The sequence below is a fragment of the Arthrobacter sp. NPDC093128 genome, assembly GCF_040683875.1.
Lineage (GTDB): Bacteria > Actinomycetota > Actinomycetes > Actinomycetales > Micrococcaceae > Arthrobacter.
In genome coordinates, this window is the sequence record NZ_JBFBEY010000008.1 from 98,273 (window position 1) to 114,556 (window position 16,284).

Consider the following 16,284-nt stretch of genomic DNA (forward strand, 5'->3'; position numbering starts at 1 on the left):
CTGGTGGGTCAGCGCGAACGGACAGTTGCGGCCCTGCTGGTGACGCCTGAGGCGTCACCGGCCGGGCCCGCAGGCCAACTCACAGTTGCGGCCCTGCTTTTGAAACCCTGCCGCTAGTGGATCAGGGCGAGCATGATCCCGACGGCCACGAACAGCACGCCGAACGTCCGGTTTAGGATCTTCTGCCCGCGCGCATTGTGCGTGAACCGCTGAAACGATTTGGCCGCGGCGGCGAAGAAGAACCACATGACCAGGATGTCGATGATCACCACGGTGGCCGTCAGGACCAAGTACTGGGGCAGCAGCGGCTGTTCCGGCCGGATGAACTGCGGCATAAAGGCCAGGAAAAAGATGATGGCTTTGGGGTTCAGCAGATTGACCCACAGGCCGCGGCGGAACATGGAGGGGGCCGGTTCGTTGCGGAGTTCGGACGCTTTCTCCTGGTCCAGGTCGGGCTTGTGCAGGAACTGCCGGATGCCCAGGTAGACCAGATAGGCGGCCCCTGCATACCGGATCACGTTGAATGCCACGGGGGAGCTGGCCACCAGGACACCCACGCCCAAGGCCACGATCAGCACGTGGACCACCAGTGCAGCCTGCTGGCCCAGGATTCCCCAGATGGACCGCCGGAATCCCGAATTCAGCGAATTGCTCATGGTGTTGATGGCACCGGCTCCGGGAGTGAAGCTGATCAGGACGCCGGCGCCGGCCAAGGCCAGCCAAAGGGAGGATTGCACCCATCCAGTTTAGGGGCGGGAACGCTGCCGCAACGTCGCCGACGTTCCTCTAGGCGCCCATACGGCCGTAGCGGAGGATCATGTTCCCCTTGCTGGTGCGCTGCGAATCCTGCAGCTCCAGCCGCGTCACGGGGTCGCCGTCCTCGAACAGGCGGCGTCCGCTTCCTGCGATCACGGGGTGGACCATGAGCATCAGAGAATCCAGCAGGCCCGCGAACAGCAGCTGGCGGGTAAGCGAGATGCTGGCGAACACGGCAATCTCGCCGCCGTCGGCGTCCTTGAGGCCGGCCACAAACTCCTCCAGCGGCGCATCCATGAGGCGGGAGTTCTGCCATCCGAGCTCACCCGAAAGTGTCCTCGATGCCACGAACTTCGGCAGCTTGTTGATGAACTCGCCGAAATCGGCGTCGTCGGCCGCGCTGGGCCAGTAACTGGCCCACTGCTCGTAGCCGATCCGGCCGAGGAGCCCGGCTTCCACCCGTGCCATCATCTGTTTCATCCCCGCGCCGAGTTCCTCGTCGAAACTGTCGAACTGCCAGAGGTTCGGGGACTCAACCACGCCGTCCACGGAATAGAAAAGGCCTGCGGTCAACGTGCGCATTGTGGGTTCTCCTCGCTGGTGGTTTTCCTTCGCATCCTAGGGACAGAACGGAGTCCAGGGAAGGGCTCGTACTAGGCCCGCGCGATGACTTCGCCGTTGGGGATCAGGAACCAGCCGTCGTCCGTGGAGCCCCAGCGGTGCCATCCCGCCGAGATCCGGGCCAGGTCCGCCGCGTTGGCGAAGCCGTATTCCAGGGCCTGGTCCGCGAATGCCGAGTGCAGCACACGCTCGCCCCACACCCGGGCCTGCCATCGGCGCTGCTGGCCGGTGGCATACAGCCAGTTGCTGCTGGTGGGTGCCACGTCGGTGAACCCTGCGGCCTGCGCCCACGAGACCAGCCGGCGTCCGGCATCGGGCTCCGCCCCGTTGCGCCGGGCAATGCGCTGGTAGAGCTCCATCCACTCGTCCAGTTCCGGGATGGCGGGGTACCAGCTCATGCCGTGGAAATCGGCGTCCCGCACTGCCACAATGCCGCCCGGTTTTGCTACCCGGCGCATCTCGCGCAGGGCCTCGACGGGATCCGTCAGGTGCTGGAGCACCTGGTGGGCGTGGACGACGTCGAACGTTTCGTCCTCGAAGTCGAGGTCATAGATATTGCCGGCCAGGAACTCGACATTCTCCACCCCGCGCTCGGAGGCAAGGGCGGTGGCGTGGGCGATCACATCCGGGGAGCGGTCCAGCCCGGTCACGTGCCCCGGCGCCACCAGGCCGGCGAAATCGCAGGTGATGCTGCCCGGCCCGCAGCCGACGTCCAGAACGGATGCCCCCGGCGTGAGGTAGGGGATGACGAACGCGGCTGAATTCTCGGCGGTCCGCGAAGCATGGGCACGGACCACTGACTCGTGGTGTCCATGCGTGTACACATCTTCAGGCTGCTGCGCACTCATAAGGAAACGCTACAGCGCCGTGGGGGAAAATGCGCGGCAGCCGGGCGGAACGAAAACAGGCAGTTTATGGTGCCTCGCCGTCAGTTTCCCTGCTTCTGCGGCCCGCCGTTCTGCGGATGATTGGAGGAGTGGGAAACAACAAATCCAGCAATCCGGCAGGGCTCGGGCTGTTCCGGGCAACAGGCATCTACGTGGGCGCAATCCTCGGATCGGGCATCCTGGTGCTCCCGGCCATCGCCGCCCGGGAAGCGGGCCCGGCCTCTCTCCTCGCATGGGCCGCCCTGCTGGTGTTCTGCACGCCCGTCGCCTTCAGTTTCGCTGAGATGAGCCGCCAGGAGCCCGACGCCGGCGGGATCGCCCACTTTGTCACCCGGGCCTTCGGGCGCCGCGCCTCCGTGGTGGCCGGCTACCTGTTCTACTTCGCCATCCCGTTCGGCGCGCCCGCCACCGCGGTGATCGGCGGCAACTACATCGCCAATGCGCTGGGCGGCGGCCACGGGACCGCGCTGGTGGCCGCGGCGCTGCTGCTGGCGGCCGGATTCGCGAGCAACGCCGTCGGAATCAGGCTGTCCAGCCGCCTCCAACTGGTGCTGATGGTCCTCCTTGTGGCGCTGCTGGCGCTCGCCGTTGCCGTGGCTGCACCCTTTGCCAAAGCGGAGAACTTCCAACCCTTCGCGCCGCACGGCTACTGGGCCGTCGGCGGAGTGGCCAGCCTGCTGTTCTTCTGCTTCGCGGGATGGGAGGCAGTGACGCACCTGGCGGCCGAGTTCCGGGATCCCGGCCGCGACCTCAAGCGCGCCACGTGGCTGACGCTCGTCGTCGTCGGGGTGGTGTACATCGGCGTCGTGGCAGCCTCGGTGGCCGTGCTGGGGCCGGCCCTGCCCGGAAGTCCGGTGCCGGTCGCCGACCTGCTCGAGAAAGGGCTGGGGCCGCTGGCGGCCCCGCTGACCGCCGTTGCCGCCGCTGTGCTGACGTTCGGCCCGCTCAACACGTTCATCGCCGGCGCGAGCCGGCTCGGTGCAAGGCTGGCGGCCGACGGCGTGCTGCCGCGGGCGATGGCGCGCGGCAGCACGCCGGGCGAGGTGCCTTCCGTGAGCCTCGCCGTCCTGGCCGGGATGACATTCCTGTCCTTCGGCGCGGCGGTCGCCGGGCTGGCCAGCATGCAGTTCCAGATCGGCGCTGCCTCGGCCTGCTTCACAGCGGTGACGGCCTTCGGCCTCGCTGCGGGCACCCGGCTGCTGCGGCCCGGAACGCCGGCGTGGTACGGCGTTATCGTCGCTGCGGCGGTGATGCTGCTGATCCTGCTGTTCAGTGGCTGGGCGCTGGCGGTTCCGGCGCTGCTGGCCGCGGCTGCGGTGTGGTCGGGGGCGCGGTTCCTGCCGGTTCCTGCGCGGCCGCTTCCTGTGCTGCGCTGATAGTCGCCCCGATCATGGATTCCATGAAGCGGGCGGCCACCTCCAGTTCAGCCGCGGTGAACTCCGCCATTGCGGCGCCCATGTGGCGGGCCAGCGGGAGGAACATGGCGCCGCCGTCGCGGTAGGCCTTGGGGGTCATGCGGAGCTGGACCTGCCTGCGATCCGCTCCCTGGCGTTCGCGCACCACGTGCCCCGAGCCGTAAAGCCGGTCGATCAGCGCCGTGGTGGCCGGGGAGCTGAGGTTCAGTTCCTTCCGGAGCACGCCGGGGGTGACGATCTGGTCCTTGGCCGTGTGCCGCATGATCACGGCCAGGGCATTGAGGTCCGTGCGGTGCATGTCATTGCGTCCGCCGGCGGAGTCCACATACCGGTTGGCCTCGAGGGTGAACTCCTGCAGCAGCCGGACCAGGCCCTGGGGTGCAGCCGGTTCGGGCCGTTCGGATGGCTCTTCTGACACGGCGACCTCCTTCTGCAGTGGCTTCGCAAATGCTCCGGCCTAGCGAAGATTCTCTCACTCAAAGCCGGCGCGGAACGATTTCCGGCGTGCACTTATCTCTATGATGGAGATAGTCTATGGTGGAGTTGATTCTACCCGGCCGAGGCAAGCACCAGAAGGACACATGAAACAGAGACATCCCGGCACTGCGCGCGTTCCGTTCTGGCTCCGCTGGCTGGTCCCCGTGTTGCTGGTAATCACGTGGCTGGCCATCGCCGGCGTCGGCGGCCCCACGTTCGGCCGGCTGGACGAAGTGTCCTCCAACGACCAGGCTTCGTTCCTGCCCTCGGGTGCGGAAGCCACGGAAGCCCAGAACTGGCAGGCAAAGTTCAGGGACTCGGATGAGATCCCGGCCGTCATAGTCCTCGAGAGCGGTTCCGCCTTCACTCCTGCCCAGCTGGGCGAGGCTGCCGTCCTCAAGGGCAAGCTCGAGGAAGTGCAGGCAGGCAGCGCGGTCATCGGCCCCATCCCGTCGGAGGACGGCAAAGCGGTTCAGTTTGTGGTGCCCATTTCCTCCTCGGGCGAAGTCAAGGAGATCGTCCAGGAGTTGCGCGATGAGGTTCAGGCTTCGGCTCCGGAGGGAATGAAGAGGTTCGTTACGGGTCCCGCGGGGCTGACCGCGGACCTGGTGAGCGCGTTCGCGGGCATTGACGGCATCCTGCTGCTCGTTGCCCTTGCCGCCGTGTTCGTCATCCTGCTGATCGTCTACCGTTCCCTGCTCCTGCCCATCGCGGTGCTTTTCACCTCGGTGTTCGCGCTGTGTGCGGCCATCCTGCTGGTGTTCGGCATGGCCAAACTCGGCTGGATCCAGCTCAGCGGCCAAAGCCAGGGCATCCTCTCCATCCTGGTCATCGGTGCCGCGACGGACTACGCGCTGCTGTACGTGGCCAGGTTCCGGGAGGCGCTGACCCACACCACCAACCGCACCGCCGCAGTCCTCACTGCCTGGAAGGCCTCCTTTGAGCCCATCCTGGCTTCCGGCGCCACGGTGATCATCGCCCTGCTGTGCCTGCTGTTCTCCGACCTCAACTCCAACAAGGCGCTGGGGCCGGTGGCGGCCGCCGGCATCCTGTGTTCGCTCTTCGCGGCCCTCACGCTGCTTCCGGCCCTGATGGCGTTGCTGGGCCGTGCCGCTTTCTGGCCGTTCCGGCCCAAACTGGTGCCCGAAACCGAGCGTGAACCGCAGCTGGTCAACGGCCTCGAAGGCCAGAAGGGGCTGTGGCGCGGCACCGGCTCGCTGGTCTCCCGCCGGCCCCGGACCGTCTGGGTGGCCTCCGTGCTGCTGCTCCTCGTGGCCTCCGCCGGCATCCTGCAGCTCAAGGCCAACGGTGTGCCGCAGACCGACGTCATCCTGACGGCTTCCAACGCAGTGGACGGCCAGGACGCCCTGGCACGCCATTTCGACGCCGGCTCCGGCAGTCCCGTGGTGATAGTCGCTGACGGGGCGAAGGCGGAGGACGTGCTGGCGGAAACCAAGGCGACGGGCGGCGTCGGCGGCGCCTACCTGTTGGCGGACGGCGCCGTGCCCATCATCAGCGGTTCGCAGGCCGCGCCCGGCACACCCGCGGCGCCCGGTGTCCGGGACGGCAAGGTGCTGATCAACGCGACCCTGAACTACGCGGCAGACTCCGGTGACGCCGAGAACGTGGTGGTGAAGCTGCGCGAGAACGTCAAAGCGGTCGACGACGGCGCGCTGGTGGGCGGCGTGACCGCGACGGCCCTGGACACCAACACCACGGCCCAGCGCGACCTGGTGGTCATCATCCCCATAGTGCTCGCCGTCATCATGGCGATCCTCATGCTGCTGCTGCGCTCGGTGCTGGCCCCGGTCCTGCTGGTGGCCTCGGTGGTTCTTTCCTACGCCGCCGCCATGGGCGTTTCGGCGCTGGTGTTCAACAACATCCTCGGGTTCGCGGGCGCTGACGCCACGGTGCCGCTCTTCGGCTTTGTGTTCCTCGTGGCGCTGGGCGTGGACTACAACATCTTCCTGATGAGCCGGGTCCGCGAGGAGTCCCTCAAGCACGGCACCAGGCCGGGAATCCTGCGGGGCCTCGGCGTGACGGGCGGCGTCATTACGTCCGCGGGCGTGGTGCTCGCTGCAACGTTTGCGGCGCTGGGCGTCATCCCCATCATGTTCCTGGTCCAGCTCGCCTTCATCGTGGCCTTCGGGGTCCTGCTGGACACGGTGCTGGTCCGCTCGCTGCTGGTCCCGGCCCTGTCCTATGACCTTGGCCGGCGGATCTGGTGGCCCGGAAAGCTGAGCAAGCAAGAGCCGGATGCGGCGGTACAGCTGGACGCCGGCACCCCGGAACCCGAACCCGAACCGGAGGCCGCCGGCCGCCGCTAGGCACGGCCGACCGTCCGGAGCCTCAATCCTGCGCCCGCCACCAGGCCACAGTGGCGGCAGCGGCCTCCGGAAGGGGAGTCGGATGCAGGCCAAGGCTGGCTTCGCTCACCCGCGAGTCCATCACGAACGGCCGCTCGAACTGGTACAGCATCTCGGCGACCTCCCGCATTCCGGGGGCGAACACCCCGATTATCCGCAGCAGCCAGCCGGGTATGGCGCCAACCTTGGGGGCAGCCACCCGGCCGGCTTCCGCGAAGGCGAAGGCGAGCTGGCGCTGGGTGAGGGCCGGGCCTGTGGGGGCATGCCACACCCGGTTCCACAGGCCCGCCGTCTGTGCCGCCCGGATCATGGCTGCGGCAAGGTCCGGTACGTACGTGAAGGAGTGGGGCTGGTCTGCGCTGCCGATCACCAGCAGCCGCTTTCCGGCCAGCACCGCCGGCACGATGCGTTCGCCGGCGTGGGAGGTCCGCACCCGCGGACCGAAGAAGTCGCCCGCCACGACGCTCACGGTGTTCGCCGGGGAGGCTGCACGTGCCTTCAGGAGTTCGGTGCGCACACCGCGCTTGCCGCCCTGCGCCTCCCGGGGGCTGCCTTCAGCCATGACGGCGTCCGGCTGGCTGTAGGAGTACAGGCTTTCAGGAAATACGACGACGGCGCCCGCCTTGCCTGCCGCCGCCAGTACGGCCTCCTCGGCTTGCGGGAGTTCCTTTCGCCACGCTCCCGCTGCGTAGGCGGAGCCGTGGATGCAGTGGAACACGGCCGCCGCCCCGTCAAAAGCCCCGCCAAGCAGCGCGGGGCTGGAAACGTCCACGGACATCCTGTCGATGAGGGGGTGCTCGGGACCGCTGCCGGAACGGGTCAGGATCCGCACCCGTTTGCCTTGGCCGGCAAGTTGCTCCGCGACGGTCCAGCCAACGGGACCGGCTCCGGTGACCACATATATTTCGGGCATTGGCTTCTCTTTCCTCTGGAATGTCATTGTGCTCTTCATCGGCCAGCCTGCGGTTATCCCGCCAGACTGCTCTCGCTCAAGAGAGCAGTGCTCTCGAAACAAGAATGCTCCTGGATTGCCGGCATGTCAAGAGCACTGCTCTCAATTGTTGACAGTGCTCTGATATATGGAATGCTGGACGCATGCCAGCCCCCGATTCCTCCGCCCCCGGCCATCCCCGCTCAGCCGGCGCGGCTGCCGGCGAAGCCATGGCTCCGGCAGCCCGCACGCCGCGGGAGCGCGCCAGGGCGCAGACCACCGCCGATATCGTCCGGCTGGGCAGGGAGCACCTGGCCGTCCACGGTGCCGCCGCGCTGTCGCTTCGTGCCGTGGCACGGGACCTTGGTGTCGTCTCTTCCGCGGTGTACCGGTACGTGGAAAACCGGGACGAACTGCTGACCCTTCTGCTGATCGACGCCTACGGCGAGCTCGGCGACGAGGTGGATGCCGCCGTCGGCCGCGTGGCGGAAGCGGACTTCATGGGGCGTTTTCAGGCGCTGGGCCGCGCCGTCCGCGGCTGGGCCATCCGCGAGCCCGCCCGCTATGCCCTGCTTTTCGGCAGCCCGGTACCGGGATACCGGGCCCCGGCCGAGCGCACTACCGGACCGGGGACCCGGGTGATCTTTAGCCTGATGGCCATCTTCGACGCCGCCTGGCGGGCGGGCGCGCTGGGTGCCGGGGCGGCGCCGGCGGACGGGATTCCAGCGGTTCCCGGCCCCCTGGCGCCCGACCTGCACGCCATCCGGGAGGAGTTCGGCCTGGCCATTCCCGATGACCTGCTGGCGCGCGGCGCACTGGCGTGGACGTCACTTTTCGGAGCGGTCAGCTTCGAAGTCTTCGGGCAGTACGGGGCAGGCACCTTCTCGGCCCCGGACGCGCTTTTTGAACATCATCTCCGGGTGCTGGGTGGGCTGGCCGGGCTCGGCTAGGGGGCCAATGTGACTGCAGGGACCAGCGGTTTCATGGCATTTGTGAACGCTAACAAAAAAGTCTTGTCTGCCCTTCTACAACGATGTAAAGTGTGGTGCAGCCCACGGTCGCGCAGACCGGCTTCCGGTCATCCGAAGGCGGCTACAAGTTTTGTCCGGCTACGTCCAAAGGAGTGACGGTGAAGCACCAGGATTCCGGCAGTACCCATTTGAACCGCAGGCAATTGCTGCTGAGCGGAGGTGCCCTGTTTGGCGGGCTCGCCCTCGCCGGCGGCCTGACCGGCTGCGGCGGTGCAGCCCAGGCCGCCGCGGACGACATCCGCTTCTGGCACCTGCTCTCCGGCGGAGACGGCATCAAAATGATGGCCATGATCGACAAAGCCAACGCGGACCACACCGACTTCCGGGTCAAGCCCACTGTGCTCGCCTGGGGCGCGCCGTACTACACCAAGCTGGCCATGGCCTCTGCGGGAGGGCGGCCGCCCGAGGTGGCCATCATGCATGCGGCCAGGGTGCCCGGCTATGCTCCCGGGGGACTGCTGGATGCCTGGGACCTGGACCTGCTGGCGGAGTTCGGGGTGCGGCCGGAGGACTTCGGCCCGAGAATCTGGGAGAAGAGCCAGTTCAACGGCAAGGTGTTTTCGCTGGCCCTGGACTCGCACCCGTTCGTGATGCTCTACAACACGGAGGTGGCGGCCAAGGCCGGCGTGCTGGGGAACGACGGCAAGCTGGAAAGTATTTCCTCGCCGTCACAGTTCCTCGAAGTAAGCCGTGAACTGCAGCGCGTCACCGGCAAGCACGGGCTCTCCTACGGGTACCTGGGCGACGGCGCGCAGATGTGGCGTCTGTTCTATACCCTCTACCGCCAGCACGGCGCGGACTTTGTCCTGGACCCCGGCAAGCCCGCCCAGGTGGAGCGGGATGTGGCCATCGACTGCCTGGAATTCATCAAGTCGCTGCTGGATAACACCATTTCCACAAGAAGCGGCGACGGCGGCACGGCCATCGCGGAATTCGCCAGCCAGGGGTCGGGGCTGCTTTTCACCGGCGTTTGGGAACTGCCCACCATGAAGACGGCGGGTGTTCCGCTCGGAGCAAGCACCATCCCCACCCTGTTCGGAACGCCGGCAGCCTTCGCCGATTCGCACTCGTTCGTGCTGCCGCACCAGGCGAGGCTCGACGAATCCAAGCGCCGCGGTGTGTATCAGTTCGTTGCGTCGATGCTCAAGGGATCCCTGAGCTGGGCCGAAGCCGGCCACATTCCGGCCTACCAGCCGGTGGTGAAGTCCAAGGAGTACGCGGCACTGGATCCGCAGGCGGACTATGCGAATGCAGCAGACATCATCAACTACGATCCCGAGGCCTGGTTCACCGGCTCCGGATCCGACTTCCAGAGCTATTTCGCCGAGAACGTCCAGAACGTGTTCCTCGGACGGGACAAGGCCACCGACGGTTGGGACGCCTTCATGAAGCGCATCAACGCGGTCCTCGCCATGCCCAACCCGGTGTGAGCATCCAACCCGGCAGTACTGCCGGAGCACGCATCGCCGAATCCCGATTGAGCACCGCCCCGTTCGTGACAAAGGAGTCCTCATGAGCACCGCCCCCACAACAGCGCCCGCCGGGAAATCAACCCGCAGCCGGCGCGATGACATCCCAGCGCCCGCGGCGAAATCGTCCCGCTCCAGGCGCGACAACATCCACGGCTGGGCCTTCTCTGCCCCGTTCCTGGCCTTCTTCCTGACGTTCCTGGTCTGGCCCATGATTTCCGGGGCCGTCATGAGCCTCACGGGAAAGTCGCTCACCGGCGCCAACAGCGGGTTCATCGGCCTGGCCAACTACACCGAGGCGTTCGCCGACCAGGACATGTGGCGGTCGCTGGGGAACACCCTGTACTTCACGCTGATCAGCACCGTGCCGCTGGTAGTCATCGCCCTGGCCCTGGCAGCACTGGTCAACATGGGCCTTCCGGCGCAGTGGCTGTGGCGGCTCTCATTCTTCTCCCCGTTCCTGCTCGCCTCCACCGTGGTCTCGCTCTTCTTTGCCTGGATGTACAACCCGGAGCTTGGGCTGTTCAACGATTTGCTCGCCAACCTGGGCATTCCGCCGGTGGCCTGGCTGAATGACCCGTCCGTGGCGATGTGGGCCGTCGTGATTGCGACGGTGTGGTGGACCGTGGGCTTCAACTTCCTGCTGTACCTGGCCGCGCTGCAGAACATCCCGCAGCAGCACTATGAAGCGGCATCGCTCGACGGCGCGGGCGGATGGCGGCAGTTCTTCTCCATCAGTCTTCCCCAGCTGGGCCCCACCACAGTGATGATCGTTATCCTGCAGATCCTCGCGTCCCTGAAGGTCTTTGACCAGATCTACCAGATGACCGAAGGCGGACCGGGCGGAGCGACCCGCTCCATCGTGCAGTACATCTTCGAGGCCGGATTCACGGGCTACCGGCTGGGCTACTCCGCAGCCATTTCCTACATCTTCTTCGGCCTGATCCTGCTCATCGCGCTGGCCCAGGTCTTTACCGCACGGAAAAGGAGCGCCTAGCCATGGCCACCACCACACTTTCCAAGCCTGCACTCCGGCCCAAGGGCTTCGCCGAAACCGTGCCAAACCGCCGGCCGAAGACTCCGCTTTCCCGCATCCTGGCCACCGCCGTCGTCTCGGTCCTCGCTGTGGCGTGGCTCGTGCCCTTTGCCTGGGCCACCGCCACCGCGCTGAAGACCGAAACGGATGCCGCGTCCACCCCCATCAGCTGGATCCCGGCGTCGGGCTTCACTTTCGATGCCTTTGCCAAAGTGCTGCAAAGCGGCAACATCCCCACCTGGACGCTCAATTCACTGTTCACTTCCGCGGCGATTACCGCCATCACGCTGGTGATCTCCGCGTCCGTGGCCTACGCCATTTCGCGGATCGACTTCCGCGGCAAGAAAATGCTGATGGGCGTGATCGTGGCCTCCATCATCATTCCGCCGCCTGTCCTCATCATCCCGCTGTTCCAGCAAATGCAGTCGCTGAACCTGATCGACACATACTGGGCGCTGATCCTGCCGCAGGTGATCCACTCGCCCATGGTGTTCGTGCTCAAGAAATTCTTCGACCAGATTCCGCGTGAACTCGAGGAAGCAGCCCTGATGGACGGCGCGGGCCGGCTGCGGATCTTCACCACGATCGTGCTCCCGTTGTCCCGCCCGATCCTTGCCGCCGTGGCCATCTTCGTGTTCATCGGGGCGTGGAACAACTTCCTGTGGCCGTTCATTGCCACGAACGAGAGTTCCCTGCTCACTCTGCCTGTGGGCCTGCAGACCATCAAGAGCGCCTACGGCATCCAGTACGCCCAGAACATGGCCTCGGCCCTGCTGGCCGCACTGCCCCTGATCGTGGTGTTCCTGTTCTTCCAGCGGCAGATCATCAGGGGTGTGGCCACCACCGGCCTCGCCGGCACCTAGGCCATCGCCGGACCTCAACACCCTGCGCCATCCACACCAAGCCAAACACCAGGACAGGAGCAAAATGTCCCGCGCACGAATCACCATTGACCGCGACTTCACCGTAGGTGAAGTTCCCCGCCGGATCTTCGGATCATTTGTCGAGCACATGGGCCGCTGCGTCTACACCGGCATCTACGAGCCGGGCCATCCCCGGGCGGACGACCGCGGCTTCCGCCGCGACGTCATGGACCTCGTCAAGGAACTCGGTGCCACTGTCGTCAGGTACCCCGGCGGAAACTTCGTCTCCGGCTACAACTGGGAGGACGGCATCGGACCGGTCGCGGACCGGCCCCGCCGGCTGGACGGCGCCTGGCACACGCTGGAAACGAACGCCTTCGGACTGCACGAATTCGTGGACTGGTCCCGCGAAGCCGGGGTGGAGGTCATGGAAGCCGTCAACCTCGGCACCCGCGGCGTCGATGCCGCCCGTGAACTGGTGGAATACGCCAACATCCCGTCCGGCACCCGGCTGTCCGACCTGCGCCGCAAGAACGGCCATGAAGACCCCTTCAACATCAAGCTGTGGTGCCTGGGCAACGAGATGGACGGCCCGTGGCAGATCGGGCACAAGACGGCCGAGGAGTACGGCCGGCTGGCCCAGGAAGCCGCGAAGGCCATGCGGTTCGTGGATCCCGACATTGAACTCGTGGCCTGCGGCAGCTCGAACTCGGGCATGCCCACCTTCGGCGCGTGGGAGCAGACCGTCCTGACCCACACCTACGAGCAGGTGGACTACGTCTCGCTGCACGCCTACTACCAGGAACACGACGGCGACGCCGGCAGCTTCCTGGCCAGCGCCGTGGACATGGACTACTTCATCGAATCCGTGATCGCCACGGCGGACGCCGTCCGGGCCAAGGGCAAGCACAAGAAACACATCAACCTCTCCTTCGACGAATGGAACGTCTGGTACACCCGCCCCGGAGACGCCGACAGCCCCGAGCAAGTGGGCAAGCACGGCTGGCGCGAGCACCCCCGCGTCATCGAGGACCAGTACAACGTGACGGACGCCGTCGTCGTCGGGACCTTCCTCAACTCCCTGCTCCGGCACGGGGACCGCGTCAAGATCGCCAACCAGGCGCAGCTGGTCAACGTGATCGCCCCCATCCTGAGTGAGGAAAACGGGCCGGCCTGGAAGCAGACCATCTTCCACCCGTTCGCCCGCATGGCCGAGCTGGCCCACGGCCAGATCCTCCGGCTGGCGGTCGATTCGGATAAGTACAGCAACGCCAAATTCGGCGACGCCGACCTCGTGGACGTCAGCGCCACATGGAACGAGGAGACGGGGCGCATCGCGCTGTTCCTCGCCAACCGCGGGCTGGAAGAAGCGGCGGACATCGAAGTGGTGCTTCGCGGCTTCGATGCCCGGCAGGTGGTCCGGGCCGAAGTCCTCCGCGTTCCTGACGGCGCCGACCGTTTCATCACCAACACGCAGGAGAACCCCGGAGCCGTCGGCCTCACGCCGCTGGAGGGAGTCAAGGCCGCCGGTGGCGAAGTCCGCGTGAGCCTGCCCGCCCTTTCGTGGGCGGCCATCGAACTGGAGGTCGTGCGCAACTGAGATGAACTGCTGACGCAGTGACGGACGACGGCGGGCGGCACGTTTTCGTGGCCGCCCGCCGTCGTGCGCGGGGACCGGATGCTGGCCCGCGCGCGGACCTGTGCGACCAGCGAACGGGGCCCGGGAAGGGGCCCGTTCGGCCCTGTCGGAGGGGCGGGCGGATGGATAGACTGCCACTGTGCCCGTCCGGGCGTCCGATGCTTCCAGGAGGGATCCGTCAGTGTCAGAGAACAGTGAATTTGAAGCACCAAAGCAGCCCGCCGATGACCGGGATGCGGCCGTTGAAGGTGAGCCCGGCCAGTATGTCGACGGCGACTACGGCAGCGCAGGCATCGCGGGCGAGGAAGCGCTAGCCGCGGCAGAAGGAGAGTATCCGGATGGCAGCTACGGCGCCGCCGGCGACGTTGTGGAGGAAGCGGCCGGCGCCGTCGAAGGCGAGTACGAGGCCGGCGACTACGGCAATGCCGGGACCGTTGGAGAGAACCTCGTCACGGCCGGTGACGCGGAATACCCCGACGGCGATTACGGCACGGCGGGAACCGCTGGCGAGCGTGCCGAACACCGGCTCATCGATGACGAAGCGGACCTGACCCCGGAAAACGACGCCGAGGACGACACGGACACCGAGGCGCCACGCGACTGAGCTGTCGGCGACAGGGCAAAAGGGGCGGCCGGGCTGATGCAGCCGGCCGCCTCTTGCCTGCCCGGGGCCCGTTCACGCACAGCGAAACCCGACCGCGGCCGCCGTCGTAATGCCTGTAAACCGCGGGAATTCCGGGGCCTTCGCCGGGATTCCCTGCTACCGGAATCCAAAGTTGAGTCGACCTGACTCAACTTTGGATTGACTTAAATCCGGCCATGGGTAAAGTTGAGTGTAGATCGCTCAATCAGTGGGCGTGCCTGAATTTCGACCAGCCCGGACACCGGGCCCGGGATCGTTTCCAAGGAAAGAAGGAAGCAACACATGTCACGTGCAGTAGGTATCGACCTCGGAACCACCAACTCCGTCGTCTCCGTTCTCGAAGGTGGCGAGCCCACCGTTATTGCCAACGCCGAGGGTGGCCGCACCACGCCGTCCGTCGTTGCGTTCTCCAAGTCCGGCGAAGTCCTGGTCGGCGAGATCGCCAAGCGCCAGGCCGTCAACAACATCGACCGCACCATCGCCTCCGTCAAGCGCCACATGGGCACTGACTGGTCCGTGGCGATCGATGACAAGAAGTACACCGCGCAGGAAATCTCCGCGCGCATCCTGATGAAGCTGAAGAACGACGCCGAGTCCTACCTGGGTGAAAAAGTCACCGACGCCGTGGTCACGGTTCCGGCCTACTTCAACGATGCCCAGCGCCAGGCCACCAAGGAAGCCGGAGAAATCGCCGGCCTGAACGTCCTGCGCATTGTCAACGAGCCCACCGCGGCCGCCCTGGCCTACGGCCTGGACAAGGGCAAGGAAGACGAACTCATCCTCGTCTTTGACCTCGGCGGCGGAACCTTCGACGTCTCCCTCCTCGAGGTGGGCAAGGACGAAGACAACTTCTCCACCATCCAGGTCCGCTCCACCGCCGGTGACAACCACCTCGGCGGCGACGACTGGGACCAGCGCGTAGTTGACTACCTGCTGAACCAGCTCAAGGTCAAGGGCATCGACCTGTCCAAGGACAAGATCGCCCTGCAGCGCCTGCGCGAGGCCTCCGAACAGGCCAAGAAGGAACTTTCTTCCTCCACCAGCACCAACGTCTCCCTCCAGTACCTCTCCGTCACCCCCGACGGCCCGGTCCACCTGGACGAGCAGCTGACCCGCGCCAAGTTCCAGGACCTCACCAAGGACCTGCTGGACCGCACCAAGAAGCCGTTCCAGGACGTCATCAAGGAAGCCGGCATCAAGCTCTCCGAGATCGACCACATCGTCCTGGTGGGCGGTTCCACCCGTATGCCCGCCGTGTACGAACTGGTCAAGGAACTGGCCGGCGGCAAGGAGCCCAACAAGGGCGTCAACCCGGACGAGGTCGTCGCCGTCGGCGCCGCACTGCAGGCGGGTGTCCTGAAGGGCGAGCGCAAGGACGTGCTGCTGATCGACGTCACCCCGCTGTCCCTCGGTATTGAAACCAAGGGCGGTGTCATGACGCACCTGATCGAGCGCAACACGGCCATCCCCACCAAGCGGTCCGAGACGTTCACCACGGCTGACGACAACCAGCCGTCCGTGGCCATCCAGGTCTTCCAGGGCGAGCGCGAGTTCACCCGCGACAACAAGCCGCTGGGCACGTTCGAACTGACCGGCATTGCTCCGGCTCCGCGCGGCGTCCCGCAGGTCGAGGTCACCTTCGACATCGACGCCAACGGCATCGTGCACGTCTCCGCGAAGGACAAGGGCACCGGCAAGGAACAGTCCATGACCATCACCGGCGGCACCGCCCTCTCCAAGGAAGACATTGACCGCATGGTCAAGGACGCCGAGGAGCACGCAGCCGAGGACAAGGCCCGCCGCGAGGCAACGGACACCCGCAACACGGCCGAGCAGCTCGCCTACTCGGTGGACAAGCTCATCATCGACAACGCCGACAAGCTGCCCGAAGAGGTCAAGACCGAGGTCCAGGCCGACGTCGACGCCCTCAAGAAGGCCCTCGAAGGCACCGACGACGCCGCGGTGAAGACCGCGTTTGAGAAGCTGCAGGCTTCCCAGACCAAGCTCGGCGAAGCCATCTACGCGCAGGCCGGTTCGCCGGACGGTGCCACGGGTGCAGCAGGCGCTGAGGGTGCTCCCGCCGGCGACAAGGCTGCTGATGAGGACATCGTCGACGCCGAGATCGTTGACGAAGAAGAGAAGAAGTAATC

General features: G+C 66.2%; 14 protein-coding genes. 9 read left to right on the plus strand and 5 right to left on the minus strand.

Annotated features, from left to right (window positions below):
* Positions 1–113: 113 nt before the first annotated feature.
* From AB0N24_RS11335 to AB0N24_RS11345, 3 genes are all read right to left on the minus strand, one after another.
* Positions 114–737 carry a LysE family transporter gene (locus tag AB0N24_RS11335; RefSeq protein WP_364123827.1) on the minus strand — a complete coding sequence of 208 codons (624 nt, stop codon included), beginning with the start codon at positions 735–737 and terminating at the stop codon, positions 114–116.
* A gap of 49 nt (positions 738–786) precedes the next feature.
* Positions 787–1,338 (minus strand): dihydrofolate reductase family protein, encoded by a 552-nt coding sequence (locus AB0N24_RS11340; protein WP_364123829.1) that lies wholly within the window; start codon positions 1,336–1,338, stop codon positions 787–789.
* A 71-nt stretch (positions 1,339–1,409) separates the two neighbouring features.
* Positions 1,410–2,225 carry a class I SAM-dependent methyltransferase gene (locus AB0N24_RS11345; protein ID WP_364123831.1) on the minus strand — a complete coding sequence of 272 codons (816 nt, stop codon included), beginning with the start codon at positions 2,223–2,225 and terminating at the stop codon, positions 1,410–1,412.
* A gap of 128 nt (positions 2,226–2,353) precedes the next feature.
* On the opposite strand from AB0N24_RS11345, the gene AB0N24_RS11350 reads away from it, so the two are divergent.
* The gene (locus AB0N24_RS11350; RefSeq protein WP_364123833.1) at positions 2,354–3,640 is read left to right on the plus strand and encodes an APC family permease; all 1,287 of its coding nucleotides are present in this window, start codon (positions 2,354–2,356) and stop codon (positions 3,638–3,640) included.
* On the opposite strand, the gene AB0N24_RS11355 is transcribed toward AB0N24_RS11350, so the two are convergent.
* Positions 3,534–4,097 (minus strand): MarR family transcriptional regulator, encoded by a 564-nt coding sequence (locus tag AB0N24_RS11355; RefSeq protein WP_364123835.1) that lies wholly within the window; start codon positions 4,095–4,097, stop codon positions 3,534–3,536. The genes AB0N24_RS11350 and AB0N24_RS11355 overlap by 107 nt on opposite strands.
* Before the next feature lie 163 nt (positions 4,098–4,260).
* Here AB0N24_RS11355 and AB0N24_RS11360 point away from each other — a divergent pair, with 163 nt between their 5' ends.
* The gene (locus AB0N24_RS11360) at positions 4,261–6,483 is read left to right on the plus strand and encodes an efflux RND transporter permease subunit (protein ID WP_364123837.1); all 2,223 of its coding nucleotides are present in this window, start codon (positions 4,261–4,263) and stop codon (positions 6,481–6,483) included.
* A 22-nt stretch (positions 6,484–6,505) separates the two neighbouring features.
* On the opposite strand, the gene AB0N24_RS11365 is transcribed toward AB0N24_RS11360, so the two are convergent.
* Positions 6,506–7,435 carry an NAD-dependent epimerase/dehydratase family protein gene (locus tag AB0N24_RS11365; protein WP_364123839.1) on the minus strand — a complete coding sequence of 310 codons (930 nt, stop codon included), beginning with the start codon at positions 7,433–7,435 and terminating at the stop codon, positions 6,506–6,508.
* Positions 7,436–7,683: 248 nt separating this feature from the next.
* Between AB0N24_RS11365 and AB0N24_RS11370 the strand changes: the two genes are divergently transcribed.
* From AB0N24_RS11370 to dnaK, 7 genes are all read left to right on the plus strand, one after another.
* Positions 7,684–8,403, plus strand: coding sequence for a WHG domain-containing protein (locus tag AB0N24_RS11370; RefSeq protein ID WP_364124076.1), 720 nt, complete (start codon positions 7,684–7,686; stop codon positions 8,401–8,403).
* Positions 8,404–8,582: 179 nt separating this feature from the next.
* Positions 8,583–9,914, plus strand: a complete 1,332-nt coding sequence (locus AB0N24_RS11375; RefSeq protein ID WP_364123841.1) for an extracellular solute-binding protein — start codon at positions 8,583–8,585, stop codon at positions 9,912–9,914.
* Between the two features lie 82 nt (positions 9,915–9,996).
* The gene (locus tag AB0N24_RS11380; protein ID WP_364123843.1) at positions 9,997–10,950 is read left to right on the plus strand and encodes a sugar ABC transporter permease; all 954 of its coding nucleotides are present in this window, start codon (positions 9,997–9,999) and stop codon (positions 10,948–10,950) included.
* 2 nt (positions 10,951–10,952) lie between these two features.
* On the plus strand, positions 10,953–11,852 hold the full coding sequence (locus AB0N24_RS11385; protein WP_364123845.1) for a carbohydrate ABC transporter permease: 900 nt from the start codon (positions 10,953–10,955) through the stop codon (positions 11,850–11,852).
* Between the two features lie 64 nt (positions 11,853–11,916).
* Complete coding sequence (locus AB0N24_RS11390; RefSeq protein ID WP_364123847.1) at positions 11,917–13,452, plus strand: alpha-N-arabinofuranosidase; 1,536 nt, start codon at positions 11,917–11,919, stop codon at positions 13,450–13,452.
* A gap of 220 nt (positions 13,453–13,672) precedes the next feature.
* Positions 13,673–14,095 carry a hypothetical protein gene (locus AB0N24_RS11395; protein WP_364123849.1) on the plus strand — a complete coding sequence of 141 codons (423 nt, stop codon included), beginning with the start codon at positions 13,673–13,675 and terminating at the stop codon, positions 14,093–14,095.
* 321 nt (positions 14,096–14,416) lie between these two features.
* Complete coding sequence (gene dnaK, locus AB0N24_RS11400; protein ID WP_364123851.1) at positions 14,417–16,282, plus strand: molecular chaperone DnaK; 1,866 nt, start codon at positions 14,417–14,419, stop codon at positions 16,280–16,282.
* Positions 16,283–16,284: the final 2 nt, after the last annotated feature.

What these genes read in the sequence shown, in the direction of transcription:
- AB0N24_RS11340 (WP_364123829.1), bottom strand. Translation starts at nt 1,338, where the DNA reads ATGCGCACGTTGACCGCAGGCCTTTTCTATTCCGTGGACGGCGTGGTT.
- AB0N24_RS11345 (WP_364123831.1), bottom strand. Translation starts at nt 2,225, where the DNA reads ATGAGTGCGCAGCAGCCTGAAGATGTGTACACGCATGGACACCACGAG.
- AB0N24_RS11360 (WP_364123837.1), top strand. Translation starts at nt 4,261, where the DNA reads ATGAAACAGAGACATCCCGGCACTGCGCGCGTTCCGTTCTGGCTCCGC.
- AB0N24_RS11365 (WP_364123839.1), bottom strand. Translation starts at nt 7,435, where the DNA reads ATGCCCGAAATATATGTGGTCACCGGAGCCGGTCCCGTTGGCTGGACC.
- AB0N24_RS11370 (WP_364124076.1), top strand. Translation starts at nt 7,684, where the DNA reads ATGGCTCCGGCAGCCCGCACGCCGCGGGAGCGCGCCAGGGCGCAGACC.
- AB0N24_RS11380 (WP_364123843.1), top strand. Translation starts at nt 9,997, where the DNA reads ATGAGCACCGCCCCCACAACAGCGCCCGCCGGGAAATCAACCCGCAGC.
- AB0N24_RS11385 (WP_364123845.1), top strand. Translation starts at nt 10,953, where the DNA reads ATGGCCACCACCACACTTTCCAAGCCTGCACTCCGGCCCAAGGGCTTC.
- AB0N24_RS11390 (WP_364123847.1), top strand. Translation starts at nt 11,917, where the DNA reads ATGTCCCGCGCACGAATCACCATTGACCGCGACTTCACCGTAGGTGAA.
- dnaK (WP_364123851.1), top strand. Translation starts at nt 14,417, where the DNA reads ATGTCACGTGCAGTAGGTATCGACCTCGGAACCACCAACTCCGTCGTC.